The 16,485-nt window shown below is 68.1% G+C and carries 15 protein-coding genes; 5 read left to right on the top strand and 10 right to left on the bottom strand.

Features of this window, described 5'->3' with window-relative positions; genetic code table 11:
* Positions 1-226: 226 nt before the first annotated feature.
* The 9 genes from hslU to dapF all read right to left on the bottom strand — a co-directional run bounded on the left by hslU (position 227) and on the right by dapF (position 10,175).
* A complete protein-coding gene (gene hslU, locus MRB47_RS04190) occupies positions 227-1,567 on the bottom strand; it encodes an ATP-dependent protease ATPase subunit HslU (protein ID WP_252101982.1) in 1,341 nt (446 codons plus the stop codon).
* Between the two features lie 95 nt (positions 1,568-1,662).
* A complete protein-coding gene (gene hslV, locus MRB47_RS04185) occupies positions 1,663-2,208 on the bottom strand; it encodes an ATP-dependent protease subunit HslV (protein WP_015914271.1) in 546 nt (181 codons plus the stop codon).
* A 93-nt stretch (positions 2,209-2,301) separates the two neighbouring features.
* On the bottom strand, positions 2,302-4,110 hold the full coding sequence (locus MRB47_RS04180; RefSeq protein ID WP_252101981.1) for an STAS domain-containing protein: 1,809 nt from the start codon (positions 4,108-4,110) through the stop codon (positions 2,302-2,304).
* A gap of 53 nt (positions 4,111-4,163) precedes the next feature.
* The gene (gene dksA, locus MRB47_RS04175; RefSeq protein ID WP_228403853.1) at positions 4,164-5,009 is read right to left on the bottom strand and encodes an RNA polymerase-binding protein DksA; all 846 of its coding nucleotides are present in this window, start codon (positions 5,007-5,009) and stop codon (positions 4,164-4,166) included.
* A 23-nt stretch (positions 5,010-5,032) separates the two neighbouring features.
* Positions 5,033-6,151, bottom strand: a complete 1,119-nt coding sequence (locus MRB47_RS04170; RefSeq protein ID WP_015914274.1) for a CobW family GTP-binding protein — start codon at positions 6,149-6,151, stop codon at positions 5,033-5,035.
* Between the two features lie 107 nt (positions 6,152-6,258).
* On the bottom strand, positions 6,259-7,446 hold the full coding sequence (locus MRB47_RS04165) for a class I SAM-dependent rRNA methyltransferase (protein ID WP_252101980.1): 1,188 nt from the start codon (positions 7,444-7,446) through the stop codon (positions 6,259-6,261).
* Positions 7,447-7,536: 90 nt separating this feature from the next.
* A complete protein-coding gene (locus MRB47_RS04160; protein ID WP_252101979.1) occupies positions 7,537-8,508 on the bottom strand; it encodes a tyrosine recombinase XerC in 972 nt (323 codons plus the stop codon).
* 99 nt (positions 8,509-8,607) lie between these two features.
* Positions 8,608-9,300, bottom strand: coding sequence for a DUF484 family protein (locus MRB47_RS04155; protein WP_252101978.1), 693 nt, complete (start codon positions 9,298-9,300; stop codon positions 8,608-8,610).
* Entirely contained in the window at positions 9,297-10,175 is an 879-nt protein-coding gene (dapF, locus tag MRB47_RS04150; protein ID WP_088888328.1) for a diaminopimelate epimerase, read from the bottom strand. Before dapF ends, MRB47_RS04155 begins: the two co-directional genes overlap by 4 nt.
* Before the next feature lie 194 nt (positions 10,176-10,369).
* Here dapF and MRB47_RS04145 point away from each other — a divergent pair, with 194 nt between their 5' ends.
* From MRB47_RS04145 to MRB47_RS04125, 5 genes are all read left to right on the top strand, one after another.
* Positions 10,370-10,567 (top strand): hypothetical protein, encoded by a 198-nt coding sequence (locus tag MRB47_RS04145; RefSeq protein ID WP_015914278.1) that lies wholly within the window; start codon positions 10,370-10,372, stop codon positions 10,565-10,567.
* Between the two features lie 83 nt (positions 10,568-10,650).
* Positions 10,651-10,851: a hypothetical protein gene (locus tag MRB47_RS04140; RefSeq protein ID WP_011806784.1), complete on the top strand. Its 201-nt coding sequence runs from the start codon at positions 10,651-10,653 to the stop codon at positions 10,849-10,851.
* 34 nt (positions 10,852-10,885) lie between these two features.
* Positions 10,886-12,592, top strand: a complete 1,707-nt coding sequence (locus MRB47_RS04135) for an MBL fold metallo-hydrolase (protein WP_252101977.1) — start codon at positions 10,886-10,888, stop codon at positions 12,590-12,592.
* Positions 12,585-13,385, top strand: coding sequence for an rRNA pseudouridine synthase (locus MRB47_RS04130; RefSeq protein WP_252101976.1), 801 nt, complete (start codon positions 12,585-12,587; stop codon positions 13,383-13,385). Before MRB47_RS04135 ends, MRB47_RS04130 begins: the two co-directional genes overlap by 8 nt.
* Positions 13,386-13,567: 182 nt before the next feature.
* Positions 13,568-15,361 (top strand): lysoplasmalogenase family protein, encoded by a 1,794-nt coding sequence (locus MRB47_RS04125; protein ID WP_252101975.1) that lies wholly within the window; start codon positions 13,568-13,570, stop codon positions 15,359-15,361.
* A gap of 4 nt (positions 15,362-15,365) precedes the next feature.
* Here MRB47_RS04125 and ruvB read toward each other — a convergent pair whose 3' ends face one another.
* Entirely contained in the window at positions 15,366-16,436 is a 1,071-nt protein-coding gene (gene ruvB / locus MRB47_RS04120) for a Holliday junction branch migration DNA helicase RuvB (RefSeq protein ID WP_011806788.1), read from the bottom strand.
* Positions 16,437-16,485 lie beyond the last annotated feature (49 nt).

Below are 16,485 nucleotides of genomic sequence, written 5' to 3'. Positions count from 1 at the left end.
CGAGAGAGGGCGCAAAGGGCACTTTTCACCACTTAATTGCACTTTTTTGCACTGTAGCAGGAAAAGAACACCAGGCAAGAGGCGCCGCAACAAAATTTTGCAATGAAATCAAGGACTTAGCGCCGATTTTCAAGGTGAAAATCGGGCAAATGTCCTTATTGATTAAGCACTTAGCTGTAGGTATGCAAGTGGTTTATGAAGGCTTGACGCCCCGCGCAACCAGGCATCACAGGATGTATCGGGACAAGTCTTCGTCCTGGCTCAGCGACTGCAGCCGCGCATTCACGTAGCCGGCATCCACCACCACGGTCTGCCCCGACAGGCGCGTGGCGTCATAACTCACCTCGTCCAGCAGCCGCTCCATCACCGTGGACAGGCGGCGCGCGCCGATGTTTTCGGTGCGCTCGTTCACCTCGAAAGCGATGTGGGCCAGGCGGGTGATGCCCTCGGGCGTGAAATCCAAGGTGACGCCTTCCGTCTCCAGCAGCGCCTGGTACTGCTTGACCAGCGACGCATGGGTCTGCGTGAGGATGGCCTCGAAGTCCTGCACCGACAGGGAGGTGAGTTCCACGCGGATGGGGAAGCGCCCCTGCAGCTCGGGGATCAGGTCGCTCGGCTTGGCCAGGTGGAACGCCCCCGAGGCGATGAACAGGATGTGGTCGGTCTTGACCATGCCGTACTTGGTGGACACCGTGGTGCCCTCCACCAGCGGCAGCAGGTCGCGCTGCACGCCCTGGCGCGAGACGTCGGCGCCGCCGGCCTCCTGGCGCGACGCGACCTTGTCGATCTCGTCGATGAAAACAATACCGTTCTGCTCGGCGTTGGCCAGCGCCCGCGTCTTGACTTCTTCCTCATTCACCAGCTTGGCGGCCTCTTCCTCGACCAGCAGCTTCATGGCCTCGGCGATCTTGAGCTTGCGCGCGCGACGCCGCTCCTGGCCCATCTGGCTGAACATGCCACGCAACTGCTCGGTCATCTCCTCCATGCCGGCCGGGCTCATGATTTCGAACTGCGGCCGCGCATCCGCCAGGTCGATTTCGATCTCCTTGTCGTCCAGCTGGCCCTCGCGCAGCTTCTTGCGGAACACCTGGCGCGCCGTGCTGTCGCCCGCGGGATCGCCGGTGCGCGCGGTATCGACGCTGGTGCCGCGCGCCGGAGGGATGAGCACATCCAGGATGCGGTCCTCGGCGGCGTCTTCGGCACGCACGCGCACCTTTTTCATGTCGGCTTCGCGCGTCTGTTTCACGGCCACTTCCACCAGATCGCGGACGATGGAATCCACGTCCTTGCCCACGTAGCCCACCTCGGTGAACTTGGTGGCCTCGACCTTGATGAACGGCGCGTCCGCCAGGCGCGCCAGGCGCCGCGCGATCTCGGTCTTGCCCACGCCCGTGGGGCCGATCATGAGGATGTTCTTGGGCGTGATCTCGTGCCGCAGGCTGGCGTCCACCTGCTGGCGGCGCCAGCGGTTGCGCAGTGCAATGGCCACGGCGCGCTTGGCGCCGTTCTGGCCGACGATGTGGCGGTCGAGTTCGGAGACGATTTCCTGGGGAGTCATGGAGGACATGCTGCAGCCTGCCTGTCTTTATGAGTCAAATGAGCCGCTAGCGCTTGATAGACAAGCGCAAACAGCTACAAAAAAGATAGCCAACCACACGACGCCTACAACGTCTCGATGGTGTGGTGCATGTTGGTGTAGATGCACAGCTCACCAGCGATCTCCAGCGACTTCTTGACGATCTCGGCCGCGGGCAGGTCGGTGTTGCTCAAGAGCGCCTTGGCGGCCGAGTGGGCGTAGGCGCCGCCCGAGCCGATGGCGACGATGCCCTGCTCGGGCTCCAGCACGTCGCCGTTGCCGGTGATGATGAGGGACGCGGAATGGTCCGCCACGGCCAGCATGGCCTCCAGGCGGCGTAGCACGCGGTCGGTACGCCAATCCTTGGTGAGTTCGATGGCCGCGCGCGTCAGTTGGCCCTGGTGCTTTTCCAGCTTGGCCTCGAAACGTTCGAACAGCGTGAACGCATCGGCCGTGGCGCCGGCAAAGCCTGCCAGAACCCGCCCCTGGTAGAGCTTGCGCACCTTGCGCGCCGTGCCCTTAACAACGATGTTGCCCAGGGTGACCTGGCCGTCGCCGCCAAGGGCGACCTGGATGCCGTCCGCCGTCTGGCGTCGGACGCTGAGGATGGTGGTGCCGTGGTACTGTTCCATAGCTCGTGCATATGGGGGCGCCACGCCGCCTTGCAAGCACGGCAGAGCACCTTCTCGGCAACGGCCCCGGAGTGGCAAATAGCCGGTGCGGCCTCAGTTCTTGCGGGGCACCACCCAGGCGTGCTCGTTCACGCCGATCACGTTGAAGAACACGGCGACCAACCGGTGCAGGTTGGTGAACTGCACCACATGCCCTTGCGCCTGCTGGGTGGCCGCCCAGTTCAGCACCGAGCCCACGGCAGCGAAATCGATGCGGATCAGCCGGTCGCAGGCCACGTTCAGCGGCACGCCGGGGCGCACGAGAGGCTCCAGCGGCTCCAGGACGGAGGCCGCATCCCCCTCGATGTGGCCTTCGAGCGTGGCGGCAGGCCCCTCGTCCACGCCGCCCGGCTGCGACAGCGCGAACCCCGACGCGTACAGCGTGCTGTCGGCCGCCTCGGGCGTGGCCGGTGGCTGCGCACCGTCGTCGCCGCTGTAGCCGCAGCGCGGAGGCACCCACGATGGCGGCGAGACCTCGTAGGTGACGCAGTAGTCCAGCGCGACGAGTTCGAATTCATCGGGCAGCCCCATGAGCCGTAGCGCCGCCATGCGCAGCCGCCACCACTGTGGATCGGCGCCGCGGTCCCCCGACTGGGTGTGGGCCTGCAGGACCCCCTGCAGCGCGGCGGTGCCGACGAAGTGGATCTGCACATCCCGCTCCGCGCAGGCCTCGAACAGCTCGGCCAGCGCGGTCACCGCCGGCAGATCGATCGCGGTCAGCCGCGTCCAGTTCAGGGTCCAGGGCGGCGCGGAACGCGCCAGCGAGGCCTGCAGCGCCGCAATCGATTGCTGCGTGAGGGTGGATTGCGCACTCCAGCTCAGTTCCCTCTGCGGGATGGCGGGTGCGCCCACGTCAGGCGTCATGGCCTTCAAACCCAGCTGTTCGGGCAACGAGAACCACAGCGGCGCCGAGCGACCGAAACGAGCGGCATAGTCAATGGCCAGCGCGTCGAAAGGCTCCTGCTGGCCCGTGGCCCGGTACAGGTCAAACAGGGTCATCCAGATGTCATGCTGCTGCTGGGGGTCACTGTGCTGGTGTTGGACCAGCACTTCCTTCAGGCCCGACTCCGCGCCGGCATAGTCGCCATTGGCAAAGCGGATCGCGGCCTCTTCCAGGTCGGGTTCGTGCACGAACTTCTCCGGTTGGGACGGCGCGGGCTGCGGCGCGTCCTCCGCGAGCGGCGGGGGCACGACCACCGGGCTCGCGTCGTGGAACATCGGCTCGACGGCGGGCGCCTTGTCGAGCGTCGGCGGCAGGCTCAGCGGCGCCGTCGGCGCAAAGGCGCGCGCAGGGTCGCCGGCCAGCCCGCTGGAGGCCAGCGCCGCCGCCATGGCCGCGGCCGCAGGCGACGGTTGTCCTGCGGTGGGTGCAGCGGCAAAAGCCGCGGCAGCCATCGGTGCGGGTCGCGCCGCGGGGGCTGCGGACGCTGCGGGCAGCGCCGCACCGTCAGGCGCGGGCGCCGCAGGGGTTGGGGCCGGGGTTTCACCCGACCCTTTGCCTTTCCACCATTGCTGCGACATCTGCGCCTCGATCTCGTCGATCTTCTTGAGCGTGACAGCCCGCTCATCGGGCGAGGTCATGCTGGTCTGGAAGAACGACGTGCGCGCAGTGATGTCTTCAGGGCGCTGGCCGTGCAGGGCCTCGCGCTGGCGCAGCTTGCGCAGCTGATCGAACTCGCGGCGGCGCACGAAATCGTTGCGCCGCTTGCGCTCGATCATCTCCTTGAGCGTCTGCTTGCTGTACTGGCTCTCGCGGTCCGCCTCGACCGCATCGAGATCGGACCAGTTGACGGTGGGATTGCGCACGAACCGCACCATCTTGGACAGCAGGCCGCCGGATGTGGTGGTTTCTTCCTTGCTCATGGATGCAAATGGGCGTGCGCAGTGCGAGCGTCTCGCGGCAATCGACCGCTGGGTCAGTCGCCAAACATTTTCTGCTTGAGTTCGCGGCGCTGCTGCGCCTCCAGCGACAGCGTGGCCGTGGGGCGCGCCAGCAGGCGGCCTACGCCGATGGGCTCGCCCGTCTCGTCGCAATAACCGTAGTCGCCGGCGTCAATGCGCGCGATGGACTGCTCGATCTTCTTGAGCAGCTTGCGTTCGCGGTCGCGCGTGCGCAGTTCCAGCGCGTGCTCTTCCTCGATCGTCGCGCGGTCGGCTGGATCAGGGACCACCACGGTGTCCTCGCGCAGGTGCTCGGTGGTTTCGCCCGCGTTGTTGTGCATGTCCTGCTTGAGCTGAGCCAGCTTGTGGCGGAAGAACGCCAGCTGCTTCTCATTCATGTACTCGCTCTCGGGCATGGCCAGCACTTCGGCATCCGTCAGGTCTTCGGCAGACTTGGTCTTCCAGTTGTTGGCCAGCTTGGGATCTTTCTTGGCGGCCGCCACAGGGGTTTGCAGGGTCGTAGGCATAGTTTGGGTAAAGCTGGCTTCGGGGGCGCCGGGCGCCGCCGCGGTGGCCTTGGATGGTACGGTCAATTGTCCGGAACCGGAAGGAGAAGGCCGGAGGCGCCGCGCGGTTACCGGCGCGGGTTCGTCGCCCGCGCGCTTGGCCTGGGCCGCAGCCTGGGCTTTGCTGGACTGGGCTTTCACTTCCTGTCTCCTCGCAGTTCGGGCTTTTTCCGCCTGCGTGCGGGGCCCAGGGCCCCTCGTGCAGCACGGTGCGAATGGCACGCGCCCCAGGGGGCGTTTTTGCCGGGGCGCGATTGTATAGACCTGCGCTGGCCGAGCGCAAAACGTTGTGGATACCACACAGGCGTAGTGCACTTTACCGCCAGCCACCACGGGTCTCACACCAGGCACTGCTCCAGCCCCTGTTGCAGGATGTCCTGCGGCAGGTCGATGCCGATGAACACCATCTTGCTCTGGCGCGCCTCGCCTTCGGCCCACTGGGGACCCAGGTCGCTGCCCATGAGCTGGTGCACCCCCTGGAAGATCACCTTGCGGTCGGTGCCTTTCATATTCAGCACGCCCTTGTAGCGCAGCATGCGCGGGCCGTAGATATTGACGATGGCGCCCAGGAAGTCCTCCAGCTTGGCCGGATCGAAGGCTCGGTCGGCGCGGTAGACGAAGCTCTTGACGTCGTCGTCATGGTGGTGGTGATGCGGGTGCTTGCAGTGCTCGTCATGCTTGTGCTCATGGCCATGGTCGTGGCCGCCGTGCTCGCCGTGCGCATGGCCATGACCATGGTCGTGCTCGTGTTCGCAGTGCCCGTGGTCATGGTCGCAATGGCTGTGGTCGTGCGCGTCTTCTTCCTTCAAGAAGTCCGGGTCGATGTCCAGCTTGGCGTTGAGATTGAAGCCACGCAGGTCCAGCACCTCGGCCAGCGGCACATCGCCAAAATGCACCGCGCGGATGGGCGCGCGCGGGTTCATGTGCTTGAGGCGGTGGATCAGGTCGTTCTTTTCCTCCTCGCTCACCAGGTCGGTCTTGGACAGGAAGATCTGGTCGGCAAAGCCCACCTGCCGGCGTGCCTCCTGGCGGTCGTCCAGCTGCTGTTGGGCGTGCTTGGCGTCCACCAAAGTAATGATGGAATCGATGAGATAGGTCTCGGCGATCTCATCGTCCATGAAAAAAGTCTGCGCCACGGGGCCGGGGTCGGCAAGCCCCGTGGTCTCGATCACCACGCGGTCGAACGCCACCAGCCCCTTGCGGCGCTTGGCGGCCAACAGCTGCAGGGTTTCGCGCAGATCCTCGCGGATGGTGCAGCAGATGCAGCCGTTGCTCATCTGCAGAATCTGCTCTTTGGACTCGGTCTTGAGGATGTCGGTGTCGATGTTTTCCTCGCCGAACTCGTTTTCGATCACGGCGATCTTCTGGCCGTGCATTTCGGACAGCACGCGCTTGAGCAGCGTGGTCTTGCCGGAGCCGAGGAAGCCGGTGAGGATGGTGACGGGAATCAGGGCCATGGGTCGCTTTCCGTGGAGTGCAAACGCAAAACGGCGGCCTGGACGACCGCCGCATGGGAATCGAATTTCAGTGTACAGAGCCTGTCAAGACCTTCGCGCCCGCAGCGTCATGCCGGCTTGCGCATGATGGCCAGACCCTTGAGGTACTCGCCCTCGGGGAACTCCAGCGTCATCGGGTGGTCGGGCGCGCCGGCCAGGCGCCCCAGCACGTAGCCGTCCACGCCCGCATCCGCACCCGCCGAGGCCACGATCTTGTGAAACAGGTCGGCGCTGATGCCGCCCGAGCAGGAAAAGGTATACAGCACGCCGCCCGGCTCCAGCAGTTGCAGCGCAAGACGGTTGATGTCCTTGTACGCGCGCGCCGCACGCTCGGCATGCGCCGCCGTGGGGGCGAACTTCGGCGGGTCGAGCACGATGGCGTCAAAGCGCCGCCCTTCGGCCAGGAAGCGGCGCAGGGATCCATTCACGTCGGCATCCAGAAATTCGGCCCGCGCCGCGTCGAACCCGTTCAATTGCACGTGCGCCCGCGCACGCTCCAGCGCGGGACCGGAAGAATCGATGGACGTGACCTGCCCCGCGCCGCCGGCCAGCGCCGCCACCGTGAAACCGCCCGTATAGCAATAGCAGTTGAGTACACGCTGCAGGCCCAGGCGCTGCACCGTGCCAAAGAAATGGTGCCGGCTGTCGCGCTGGTCCAGGTAGAAGCCCGTCTTGTGCCCTTCGGCAATGTCGAGCGTGAGCCGCCAGCCATGCTCGCGGATCGTCAGCTCTTGCGGCCCCTGCCCGCGCAGCCAGCCGGTGGCGGGCGCCAGGCCTTCCAACTGGCGCACGCTGGCGTCGGAGCGCTCGTACAGGCGCGACAGGCCTGTCGCCTGAAGCAGCGCATCGGCGATGACGGCCTTCCAGCGCTCCGTGCCCGCGCTGGTGAACTGGGCCACCAGCGTGTCCTCGTAGCGATCGACGATCAGCCCCGGAAGCCCATCGGATTCGCCATGGACCAGCCGCACGCCATTGCTTTCAATAGGAAAACGGTCTCTAGCACTTACGGATCGTGCGCAAGCAGCTATAAAAAAAGAAGCATCGATGCGCTGCTTCTCGTCAAAGCTCCACACCCGGGCACGGATGCGCGACTGGGGGCTGAACGCCGCCCAGGCAAGAAACTGGCCCTCCGCCGACTCCACCCGCACCGTCTCGCCGCTGTCGCCGCCGCCCTTGGCGATGGCACCTTCAAAAATCCAGGGATGGCGGCGCTGCAGCGAACGCTCCTTGCCGGGTTTCAGTCGAATGGTTTTCATCCCCGGATTGTGCGCGCGCGGGTGAGCGCTTTTGTCGCACCCGGCCGAACGCAGAGCGTGCGGACCACGCTACCGCCCGCCGCCCGCCACCTAGGGCTTGCGCCGTGCGCGCGGGTGCGCCGCGTCGTACACCCGCGCCAGGTGCTGGAAATCCAGCCGCGTGTAGACCTGGGTGGTGGTGATGTTGGCGTGGCCCAGCAGCTCCTGCACGGCGCGCAGGTCGCCGCTGGACTGCAGCAGGTGGCTGGCGAACGAGTGGCGCAGCATGTGCGGGTGCACGGGCGTGGTCAGGCCCGCCACCTGGCTGCGCTGGCGCAGGCGCGACCAGACGGACTGCGCCGTGAGCCGCGCGCCGCGCCGGCCGATGAACAGCGCCGGCTCCAGCCGCGCCGCGCCCGCGGCACCCAACGGCAGCGCGCGCTGCGCCAGCCAGGCCTGCAGCGCCTCGGCGGCGGCGCGGCCCACGGGCACGCTGCGGCGCTTGGAGCCCTTGCCGAAGACATGCGCCTCGCCCGCTTGCAGGTCCACCCAGCCGCGCCCCTGCTGGTGCGCGGCGGGGCTGGGCGCCACGTCCAGGCCCACCAGTTCGCCCACGCGCAGGCCGCAGCCGTAGAGCAGCTCGACGATGGCCGCGTCGCGCGCCTCCAGCCAGGGGTCGGCGCCCGTCTCTTGGTGCTCGGCCAGGCGCACCGCTTCGTCCACGGGCAGGGCCTTGGGCAGGGGCTTGGGCGCCTTGGGCGCGCGCACGTCCTGCACGGGGTTGTGCGGCACCAGCCCCTGGCGCGCGGCCCAGGTGTAGAACCCCCGCCAGCCCGAGAGGATGAGCGCGATGCCGCGCCCGCTGCGCCCGCTGGCATGCATCTGCGCCACGAAGCGGCGGATGTGCGCGCTGGTCAGGCGCAGCAGCGGCAGATCCACGCCCGCGGCCATGGCGGCCAGGCGCTGCAGGTCCAGCGTGTAGAGCGTGAGGGTGCGCGCGGCCAGGCGCTTTTCCACGCGCACATGCTCCAGGTACTGCAACGCCTCAGGCGGCAGGTGCACGGCAACTGGCGTGTCGTTCATTTGCTACTGAATAAGGAGCTTCTTGCGCTTGATGTGTGGTGTTCTCAGGCAAAAAACCTACGCAAACCCTTATCCATTCAGCGCAAGCCGCTCACTTTTTCATCGCATGCGCGACAGCGCTGAGCTGGCCAGCTCGGCCATGCGCGAGAGAAATTCCGTGCCCATGGTGGCCTCGAAGCGGTGCGGGTCGTGCGAGCCCAGCACGATCAGGCCGAAGGCCGGCTGGTCGGTGCTGTCGATCGCGCCTTCGCGCAGCGGCAGCAGCGCCAGCGACTGCACCTCGCCCGCCTGGGGCAGCCAGGCCGTGGCCTCGAAACCCAGGTTGGGCCCGCAGAACGGCATGGTCAGCGACGAGGCGAACAGGCGCAGGTCCTCGCTCACCGGCTGGGTGGCGACGAGGCCCGCGTGCTCGGGCGCGACGTTCCACACCCGCAGCGCGACCTGTGGCACGTCGAACAGCGTGCGCAGGCCGTTCTCCACGGCGCGCGGCAGGCGGGCCGCATCGCGCACCGCGGCCACCTCGCGCGTCCACTGGTGGATCTTCTGGGTGATGGCGGCGTTCTCGGTGCCGTGGCGCACCATCTCCATCACGCGGTGTTCCAGGCCCTTGATCTTCTCGCGCAGCATCTCGGCCTGGCGCTCGTGCAGGCTCACGGCGCGCTGGCCGTGGGGGCTGGCGATGGTGACACTGGCCAGCAGCTCGGCATGGCGCTCGAAGAAGCCCGGCGTGTTCGCCAGGAAGTGCGCGATGTCGTCTTCGGTGATGGGGGATACGGGAGAGGAAGAGGTCATAAAGCGTCCGGAATGTCGATCTCGCCTTCGAAGACGGTGGTAGCGGGGCCGGTCATGAATACGGGGTCTTGCAAGCCGCCGGCCCAGTCGATGGTGAGCAGGCCGCCCCGCGTGTGCACCTGCACGCGCGCATCCAGCAGCCCCAGGCGGATGCCGGCCACCACGGCGGCGCAGGCGCCTGTGCCGCAGGCCAGCGTCTCGCCCGCGCCGCGCTCGTACACGCGCAGGCGCACTTCACCACGGTTCACGATCTGCAGGTAGCCCGCGTTCACGCGCTGGGGAAAGCGCGGGTGGCTTTCGATCAAGGGGCCGGTCTGCGCCACGGGGGCAGTGTCCACATCGTCGACCAACTGGACGGCGTGCGGGTTGCCCATGGACACCACTGCTACCAATAGCGTAGCTGCTGACGCCTGCCCATCAAGCGCCAGAGGCCATTTTTGGCCTGAACCTTGCGACACGGGCGCGAGACCCGTGGTGTCGAACGGCACGCGCGCCGGCTCCAGCTCGGGGCGGCCCATGTCCACCGTCACACGGCCGTCGGCGGTCAGGTGCGGGGCGATCACGCCGGCCATGGTCTGCACGCGGATCGTGTCCTGCGCGGTGAGGCCCTTGTCGCGCACATAGCGCGCGAAGCAGCGTGCGCCGTTGCCGCACTGCTCCACCTGGCCGCCGTCGGCGTTGTGGATCACGTATTCGAAGTCGATGCCCGCGCCGGGCGAGGGGCGCACGGTGAGGATCTGGTCGGCGCCCACGCCGAAGTGGCGGTCGGCCAGAAAGCGGTACTGCGCGGGCGTGAGCCCCAGGCGTCCCTGCGTCTCGTCGAGTACCACGAAGTCGTTGCCCGCGCCCTGCATCTTGGTGAAGCGGATGTGCATGGCGCGATTATCCGCCGCATGCGCGCGTCGCCTGGGTGCAACCACGGGGAAACCCCGCACGGCTGACATCCGAGTTTTTTGCTCGGCTATTGATTTCGATCAGCCCGCCCCTGGGCTGCATGGGGAGCATCCGGGGTTCCCGCCGCGCCGCCCTGCCGGCAGCGGCGGGCCACGATAACGACAACGGAGGTGCGATGACCCTGACGATGGATGTACTCGACCGGCTGCATGCCGCCGACCCGAATGCCGCGACGGAACTGGTGCAAGACAGCGCCGACGCCGTGGCGCTCATCGAACTGCTGGAGATGCTGTGGAACTGTGGCATTCCGCGCGCGCCGCAGTTGCTGGAGCCCGTGCTCCAGCGGCTGCTGCAGCTGCGTCCCACGGATTGAACACGTCCGCCGCGGGTGCGGTTCGGCCGGCATGGGCAGGTTGTCCCTTTGATCGCCCCCAGAAAAGAGAGAGCGAGGCCACCATGACTCTGACCGTTGACGTACTTGACCGGCTGCACGCCGAAGACGTTGCCACCGCCACCCATCTCGTGCAGCGCAGCGCCGACGGCGCCGCGCTGATCGAGCTGCTGGAGATGCTCTGGAGCGTGGGCATTCCGCGCGCCAAGCCGCTGATCGGCCCGGTGCTGGAGCGCCTGTCCCAGCTGCGCCCGCTGCAGGGCTGATGGCGGGCGGCGTGCGCCTGCCGATAATGCGCCGATGCCACGCCTGAGCCAACAACTACACCCCCACCGCGAACCGGTCACCCCCCTTCACGCGGCCACCGTGCTGCTGCTGCGCGATGCGCCCCAACCCGGCGGCGGCAGCACGCTGCAGGTGCTGATGACGCGCCGCTCCGACAAGGCCAGCTTCGTGCCCGGCGCCTACGTGTTCCCCGGCGGCGGCATCGAGACGCAGGACGCCGACCCCGCCACCCACGCCCTGGCCGACCACCGCCCGGCGCAGACCGCCGCGCGCCTGACCGACGCGCTGGCCGCCATCCGCGAAAGCTTCGAGGAGCTGGGCGTGCTGCTGGCGCGCCACGGCGACGGCCGCTGGGCCGGGGCCGACGACATCGCCGCCATCGCACGCCAAGCACCGGCCGGCACCACGTTCGCCGCGCAATGCGCCGCGCGCGGCCTGCGCCTGGCGGCCGACCGCGTGTACTGGCTGGCCCACTGGACGGCCGACCGCAATTTACCGAAGCGCTTCGCCGTGCCCTTTCTCGTCGCGCGCATGCCCGAGGGGCAGGAGCCCGTGGCCGACGAGTCCGAGCAGTTCGAGCCCGTGTGGGTGAGCCCGGCCGACGCGCTGGCGCGCCACGAGGCGGGGCAGTTCTTCATGATCTTCCCCACCATCCGCACGCTGCAGCGCCTGGCGCAGTTTGCGGACGTGGACGCCGTGCTCGCCGCCGTCGCGCACGAGCAGCCTCTGTGGGTCAGCAGCCCGCGCTCGGGCCTGCTGGGCGGCAAGGAGGCCCGCTTCATGGAGGACGAGGCGCCCTTTGGCGAGCTGGCGCTGGTCACGCCCACGGGCCGCGGCGAGCATGCGCTGGACTGGCAGAGCGAGACGCCCGTGCCGCTGCTGAAGAACGTGCAGCGCCTCACCGCCCCCAACCCCGGCGTGATGACCGGCCCCGGCACCAACAGCTACCTGGTGGGCGACCCGGCCACGGGCTACATCGCCATCGACCCCGGTCCGGCCGACACCGAGCACCTGGACAAGCTCTGGCGCGCCGCGGGGGGGGACATCCGCATGATCGTGTGCACCCATTCGCACGCCGACCATTCCCCCGGCGCCGCGCCGCTGCAGGCGATGTGCGTGCGCGCCGGGCGCGCCGCACCGCCCATCCTGGGCCTGCCCTCGGCGCCCACGGCACGTGCAGCCAGCCAATTCACGCCCGACCGTTTGCTACAAGATAATGAGCTGCTCACGCTTTCTGGACAAGGGCCGGACGGCAAAATCACCCATAGCCTGCAGGTCATCCACACGCCCGGCCATGCAGCCAACCATCTGTGCCTGCTGCTGCGCGAGGACGGGCTGCTGTTCTCGGGCGACCACATCCTGAACGGCAGCACCACGGTCATCGACCCGCCCGACGGCAACATGGCGGACTACCTGGATTCGCTGGACCGGCTGGACGCGCTGTGCGCCGAGCACGGCGCCGATTTCATCCTGCCCGCGCACGGCTACGTGCTGGGAGGCCCGGAAGATGGGGCGCGCACCGCCATCGCGCGCCTGAAGGCCCACCGCCTGGCGCGCGAGGCCAAGGTGCTGGCCGCCATGCAGGCCCAGCCCGAAGGCAGCATGGACGACTGGGTGCGCCTGGCCTACGACGACGTGCCGCCGCGCATGTGGCCCATCGCGCAGCGCTCGCTGCTCGCGCATGTGGAGCGCATCCGCATGCTGGAGCCCGGCAATGACTGAGTCCAGCCATCCAACGGACGCGGTGCGCCTGTCCAAGCGCGTGGCGCAGCAGTTCCAGTGCTCGCGCACGACGGCAGAGCAGTACATCGAGGGTGGGTGGGTGTCGGTGGACGGCCAGGTGGTCGAGCTGCCCGGCGCGCGCGTGGCGTCCGCGCAAAGCGTGGTGCTGGCGCCAGACGCCAATCTGATGGAGCTCACCCCCGTCACCCTGCTGCTGCACAAGCCGCCGGGCTACGAGGCGGGGCTGGGCCTGGTCACTGGCGCGACACACGGCGCCCCGGGCGCGCACGGCAGCCGCAGCCAGGGCGCGCCGCAAGCCGTCGCGCTGCTCAACGCGCAGTCGCACCTGCCCGAAGACGCCGCCGGCACGCGCGTGCTGCTGCGCCATTTCAAACAGCTCGAATGCTTCACGCCGCTGCCCACCGAGGCCAGCGGCCTGGTGGTCTACACGCAGGACCGGCGCGTGGCCCGCAAGCTGCAGGAAGACATCGAAACGCTGGAACAGGAGTGCATCGTGGAGGTGGCAGGCCAGATCGCGGACGGCGGCCTGCAAAAGCTCTGCCACGGCCTGAGCTTCAACGGCCGACCATTGCCGCCCATCAAGGTCAGCTGGCAAAGCGAGACACGCCTGCGCTTCGCGCTCAAGGGCATCCGCCCCGGCCAGATCCCGGCCATGTGCGAAGCCGTGGACCTGTCCGTGCGGGCCATCAAGCGCATCCGCATCGGCCGCGTGCCCCTGGCCAAGGTGCCCGAGGGGCAGTGGCGCTACCTGCAGCCGTGGGAGCGCTTCTGAGCGGACGCGGGCCCCGGCGGCCGGAACGGACAGCGATGACGGCGACGCGGGTCGCCTTACGGCGGCGTGGAAGGGCGCGGCCCCCTTCAGCGCAGCCAGGCCCACCTACCCGATTTTCAGGCGCAGGCGCTTAAGGGTTGCCCTCCTCGCGGCGGGCTTGGCTGCAGCCCACAATCGTTCCCATGTCCGGCAGCCAGATCATCGTCCTCGTCACCCCGGTGTTCCTCGCCCTCATGGCGCTGGAATGGGCCATCGGCCGTTGGCGCGGACGGCCCGCGCTGCGGCTGGCCGATGCGGTGAGCAGCGTCAGCCTGGGCATGCTCAGCCAGACCAGCGCGGTGTTCACCGTGCTGCTGCGCGTGGGGCTGTACACGCTGGCCTATGAGCACCTGGCGCTGTGGCGCAGCGAGGCGTTCTGGACCACCTGGCACGGCTGGCTCATCGCGCTGGTGTTCTACGACTTCTGCTACTACTGGCTGCACCGCATGGGGCACGAAGTGGCCGTGCTGTGGGCCGCGCATGCGGTGCACCACCAGAGCCAGGACTACAACCTGTCCACCGCGCTGCGCCAGACCAGTTCCGGCGCGGTCCTGGGCTGGGTGTTCTACCTGCCGATGGCGCTGGCGGGCGTGCCGCCGCTGGTGTTCGTGGTGGTGGGGCTGGTCGACCTGCTGTACCAGTTCTGGGTGCATACCGAGCAGGTGGGGCGGCTGGGCTGGTTCGACCGCTGGTTCTGCAGCCCCAGCAACCACCGCGTGCACCACGCCGTGAACGACGGCTACCTCGACAAAAACTACGGCGGCGTCCTGATCGTGTGGGACCGCCTGTTCGGTACCTTCAAGGACGAGGACCCGCGGGAGAAATGCGTGTACGGCACGCGCGGCCTGCTCAACAGCTGGGACCCGCTCTGGGCCAACGCCCAGGTGTATGCGGGCCTGCTGCACGACAGCTGGCACGCCAGCCGCTGGGCGGACAAGCTGCGCGTGTGGCTGAAAGCCCCCGGCTGGCGCCCCGCCGACGTGGCGCAGCGCTTTCCCAAGCCGGCCTTCCACCTCCACGACATGCCCCTGTTCGACCCGCCCCTGTCCGCGCCGCTGCGCTGGTTTGCCGGCGTGCAGTTCGTGCTGCTGCTGGCGGGCGTGGCGGCATTCCTGTGGCAGGCCGACGGCGCACCGCTGGCGACCAACGCCGTGTGGTTCGCCACGCTGCTGGCCTGCCAGTGGGCGCTGGGCGCGGCCATGCAGGGGCGCATTGGCATGGGGTTGGCGCTGATGATCGAAGCCGGGGCGCTGGCCACGGCGACCAGCGCGCTGGGGTTCACGGCGTGGCACCTGCTGTTCAAGCCGCTGACCATGGCGATTGCTATCACTTATGTAGCTATTCGCGCTTATCCAATGAGCGCTACAGGCCGTTTTGGCTTGCACCGCTCATACTTGCTGCTGCTGGGCGCGCTGCTGGGTTCGCTGGCGGGCGACGTGTTCCTGATGCTGTCAGAGCACCTGTTCATTCCCGGCCTGGTGAGCTTCCTGCTGGCGCACCTGTGCTACATCGCGCTGTTCAAGCAGGGCGTGGGGTGGTTCGGCCACCGCGGGGCACTCGGGGGTACGCTGGCGCTGGGCATCGGCATGTACGCCTTCCTCTGGCACGGCGGATTGCCGGCCGCGCTGCGGGTGCCGGTGGCTGTGTATGTGGTGGTGATCGCGCTGATGGCGGCGCAGGCCTGGGGGCGCCACGCGGCGCTGCGCGAGCGCTCGTCGCTTGCGGTGGCGCTGGGCGCGTGCTGCTTCATGCTCAGCGATTCGCTGCTGGCCACCAACCGCTTCGTGCAGCCGCTGCCCTTGTCGCAGCTGTGGGTGCTGGCCACCTACTATGCGGCCCAGGTGCTCATCGTGAGCGGGATGGTCACAGCGCTGACCCGCGGCGCGGCGCACCAAGCCGACGCGCGGACGCAGCCGCTCACCCCCCACGCGGCTTGAGCGATCAGGCGGACTCGAACAGCCCGCCCGCGGCGCGCGGCGGCGCCACGCCCAGGTGGCGGTAGGCGGCCAGCGTGGCCACACGCCCGCGTGGGGTGCGCTGCAGATAGCCCTGCTGAATCAGGTAGGGCTCGATGACGTCCTCGATAGTGCCGCTCTCCTCGCCGATGCTGGCGGCAATGTTGTCCAGTCCCACGGGGCCGCCGTCGAAGCGATGCACCACGGCCTCCAGCAGCTTGCGGTCCATCACGTCGAAGCCCTGCGGATCCACGTCCAGCATGGTCAGCGCGCGGTTGGCGATGTCCAGGGTGATGTGGCCCGAACCCTTCACCTCGGCATAGTCGCGCACGCGGCGCAGCAGGCGGTTGGCGATGCGCGGCGTGCCGCGCGAGCGGCGCGCGATCTCCATGCCGCCCTCGGCGTCGATGGGCGCGCCCAGCAAGCCGGCCGAGCGCATGACGATGCGCGCCAATTCATCGGGCGTGTAGAACTCCAGCCGCGCGACGATGCCGAAGCGGTCGCGCAGCGGGTTGGTGAGCATGCCCGCGCGCGTGGTGGCGCCCACCAGCGTGAAGGGCTGCAGGTCCAGCTTGATGCTGCGCGCGGCCGGCCCCTCGCCGATCATGATGTCGATCTGGTAGTCCTCCAGCGCGGGGTAGAGGATTTCCTCGACCACGGGCGAAAGGCGGTGGATCTCGTCGATGAAGAGAACGTCGTTGCGTTCCAGGTTGGTGAGCAGCGCTGCCAGGTCCTTGGGCTTTTCCAGCACGGGGCCGCTGGTCTGACGCAGGTTCACGCCCAGTTCGGTGGCGATGATGTGGCTGAGCGTGGTTTTTCCCAAGCCCGGCGGGCCGAACAGCAGCACATGGTCCAGCGCCTCGCCGCGCTTCTTGGCCGCGCCGATGAAGATCTCGAGCTGTTCGCGCGCCTTGGCCTGACCCACATACTCCTGCAGCAGCTTGGGGCGCAGCGCACGCTCCAGCGCTTCCTCCTGTGAGGAGGCCGGCGCGGCCGACACCACGCGCTCGCGCGCCGGAGGGGGAGAGGGGGCAAAGTCGTCGGTATGGATCGTCATGCGAAGCGGACCAGGAAGGGCGCGTGCATTGTCCCCCATTCCCCCGTGC

Source organism: Diaphorobacter sp. LI3, assembly GCF_022807955.1.
Lineage (GTDB): Bacteria > Pseudomonadota > Gammaproteobacteria > Burkholderiales > Burkholderiaceae_C > Diaphorobacter > Diaphorobacter nitroreducens.
The sequence above is the reverse complement of the archived record's forward strand: the minus strand, read 5'-3'. Positions and strand labels throughout refer to the sequence as shown.

Excerpts from the sequence above, each read along its gene's own strand:
- MRB47_RS04180 (WP_252101981.1), bottom strand. The coding sequence starts at position 4,110 with ATGAGCAAGGAAGAAACCACCACATCCGGCGGCCTGCTGTCCAAGATG.
- hslV (WP_015914271.1), bottom strand. The coding sequence starts at position 2,208 with ATGGAACAGTACCACGGCACCACCATCCTCAGCGTCCGACGCCAGACG.
- MRB47_RS04155 (WP_252101978.1), bottom strand. The coding sequence starts at position 9,300 with ATGACCTCTTCCTCTCCCGTATCCCCCATCACCGAAGACGACATCGCG.
- MRB47_RS04130 (WP_252101976.1), top strand. The coding sequence starts at position 12,585 with ATGACTGAGTCCAGCCATCCAACGGACGCGGTGCGCCTGTCCAAGCGC.
- MRB47_RS04125 (WP_252101975.1), top strand. The coding sequence starts at position 13,568 with ATGTCCGGCAGCCAGATCATCGTCCTCGTCACCCCGGTGTTCCTCGCC.
- MRB47_RS04170 (WP_015914274.1), bottom strand. The coding sequence starts at position 6,151 with ATGGCCCTGATTCCCGTCACCATCCTCACCGGCTTCCTCGGCTCCGGC.
- MRB47_RS04160 (WP_252101979.1), bottom strand. The coding sequence starts at position 8,508 with ATGAACGACACGCCAGTTGCCGTGCACCTGCCGCCTGAGGCGTTGCAG.
- MRB47_RS04145 (WP_015914278.1), top strand. The coding sequence starts at position 10,370 with ATGACCCTGACGATGGATGTACTCGACCGGCTGCATGCCGCCGACCCG.
- MRB47_RS04165 (WP_252101980.1), bottom strand. The coding sequence starts at position 7,446 with ATGAAAACCATTCGACTGAAACCCGGCAAGGAGCGTTCGCTGCAGCGC.
- dapF (WP_088888328.1), bottom strand. The coding sequence starts at position 10,175 with ATGCACATCCGCTTCACCAAGATGCAGGGCGCGGGCAACGACTTCGTG.
- MRB47_RS04140 (WP_011806784.1), top strand. The coding sequence starts at position 10,651 with ATGACTCTGACCGTTGACGTACTTGACCGGCTGCACGCCGAAGACGTT.
- MRB47_RS04135 (WP_252101977.1), top strand. The coding sequence starts at position 10,886 with ATGCCACGCCTGAGCCAACAACTACACCCCCACCGCGAACCGGTCACC.
- ruvB (WP_011806788.1), bottom strand. The coding sequence starts at position 16,436 with ATGACGATCCATACCGACGACTTTGCCCCCTCTCCCCCTCCGGCGCGC.
- hslU (WP_252101982.1), bottom strand. The coding sequence starts at position 1,567 with ATGTCCTCCATGACTCCCCAGGAAATCGTCTCCGAACTCGACCGCCAC.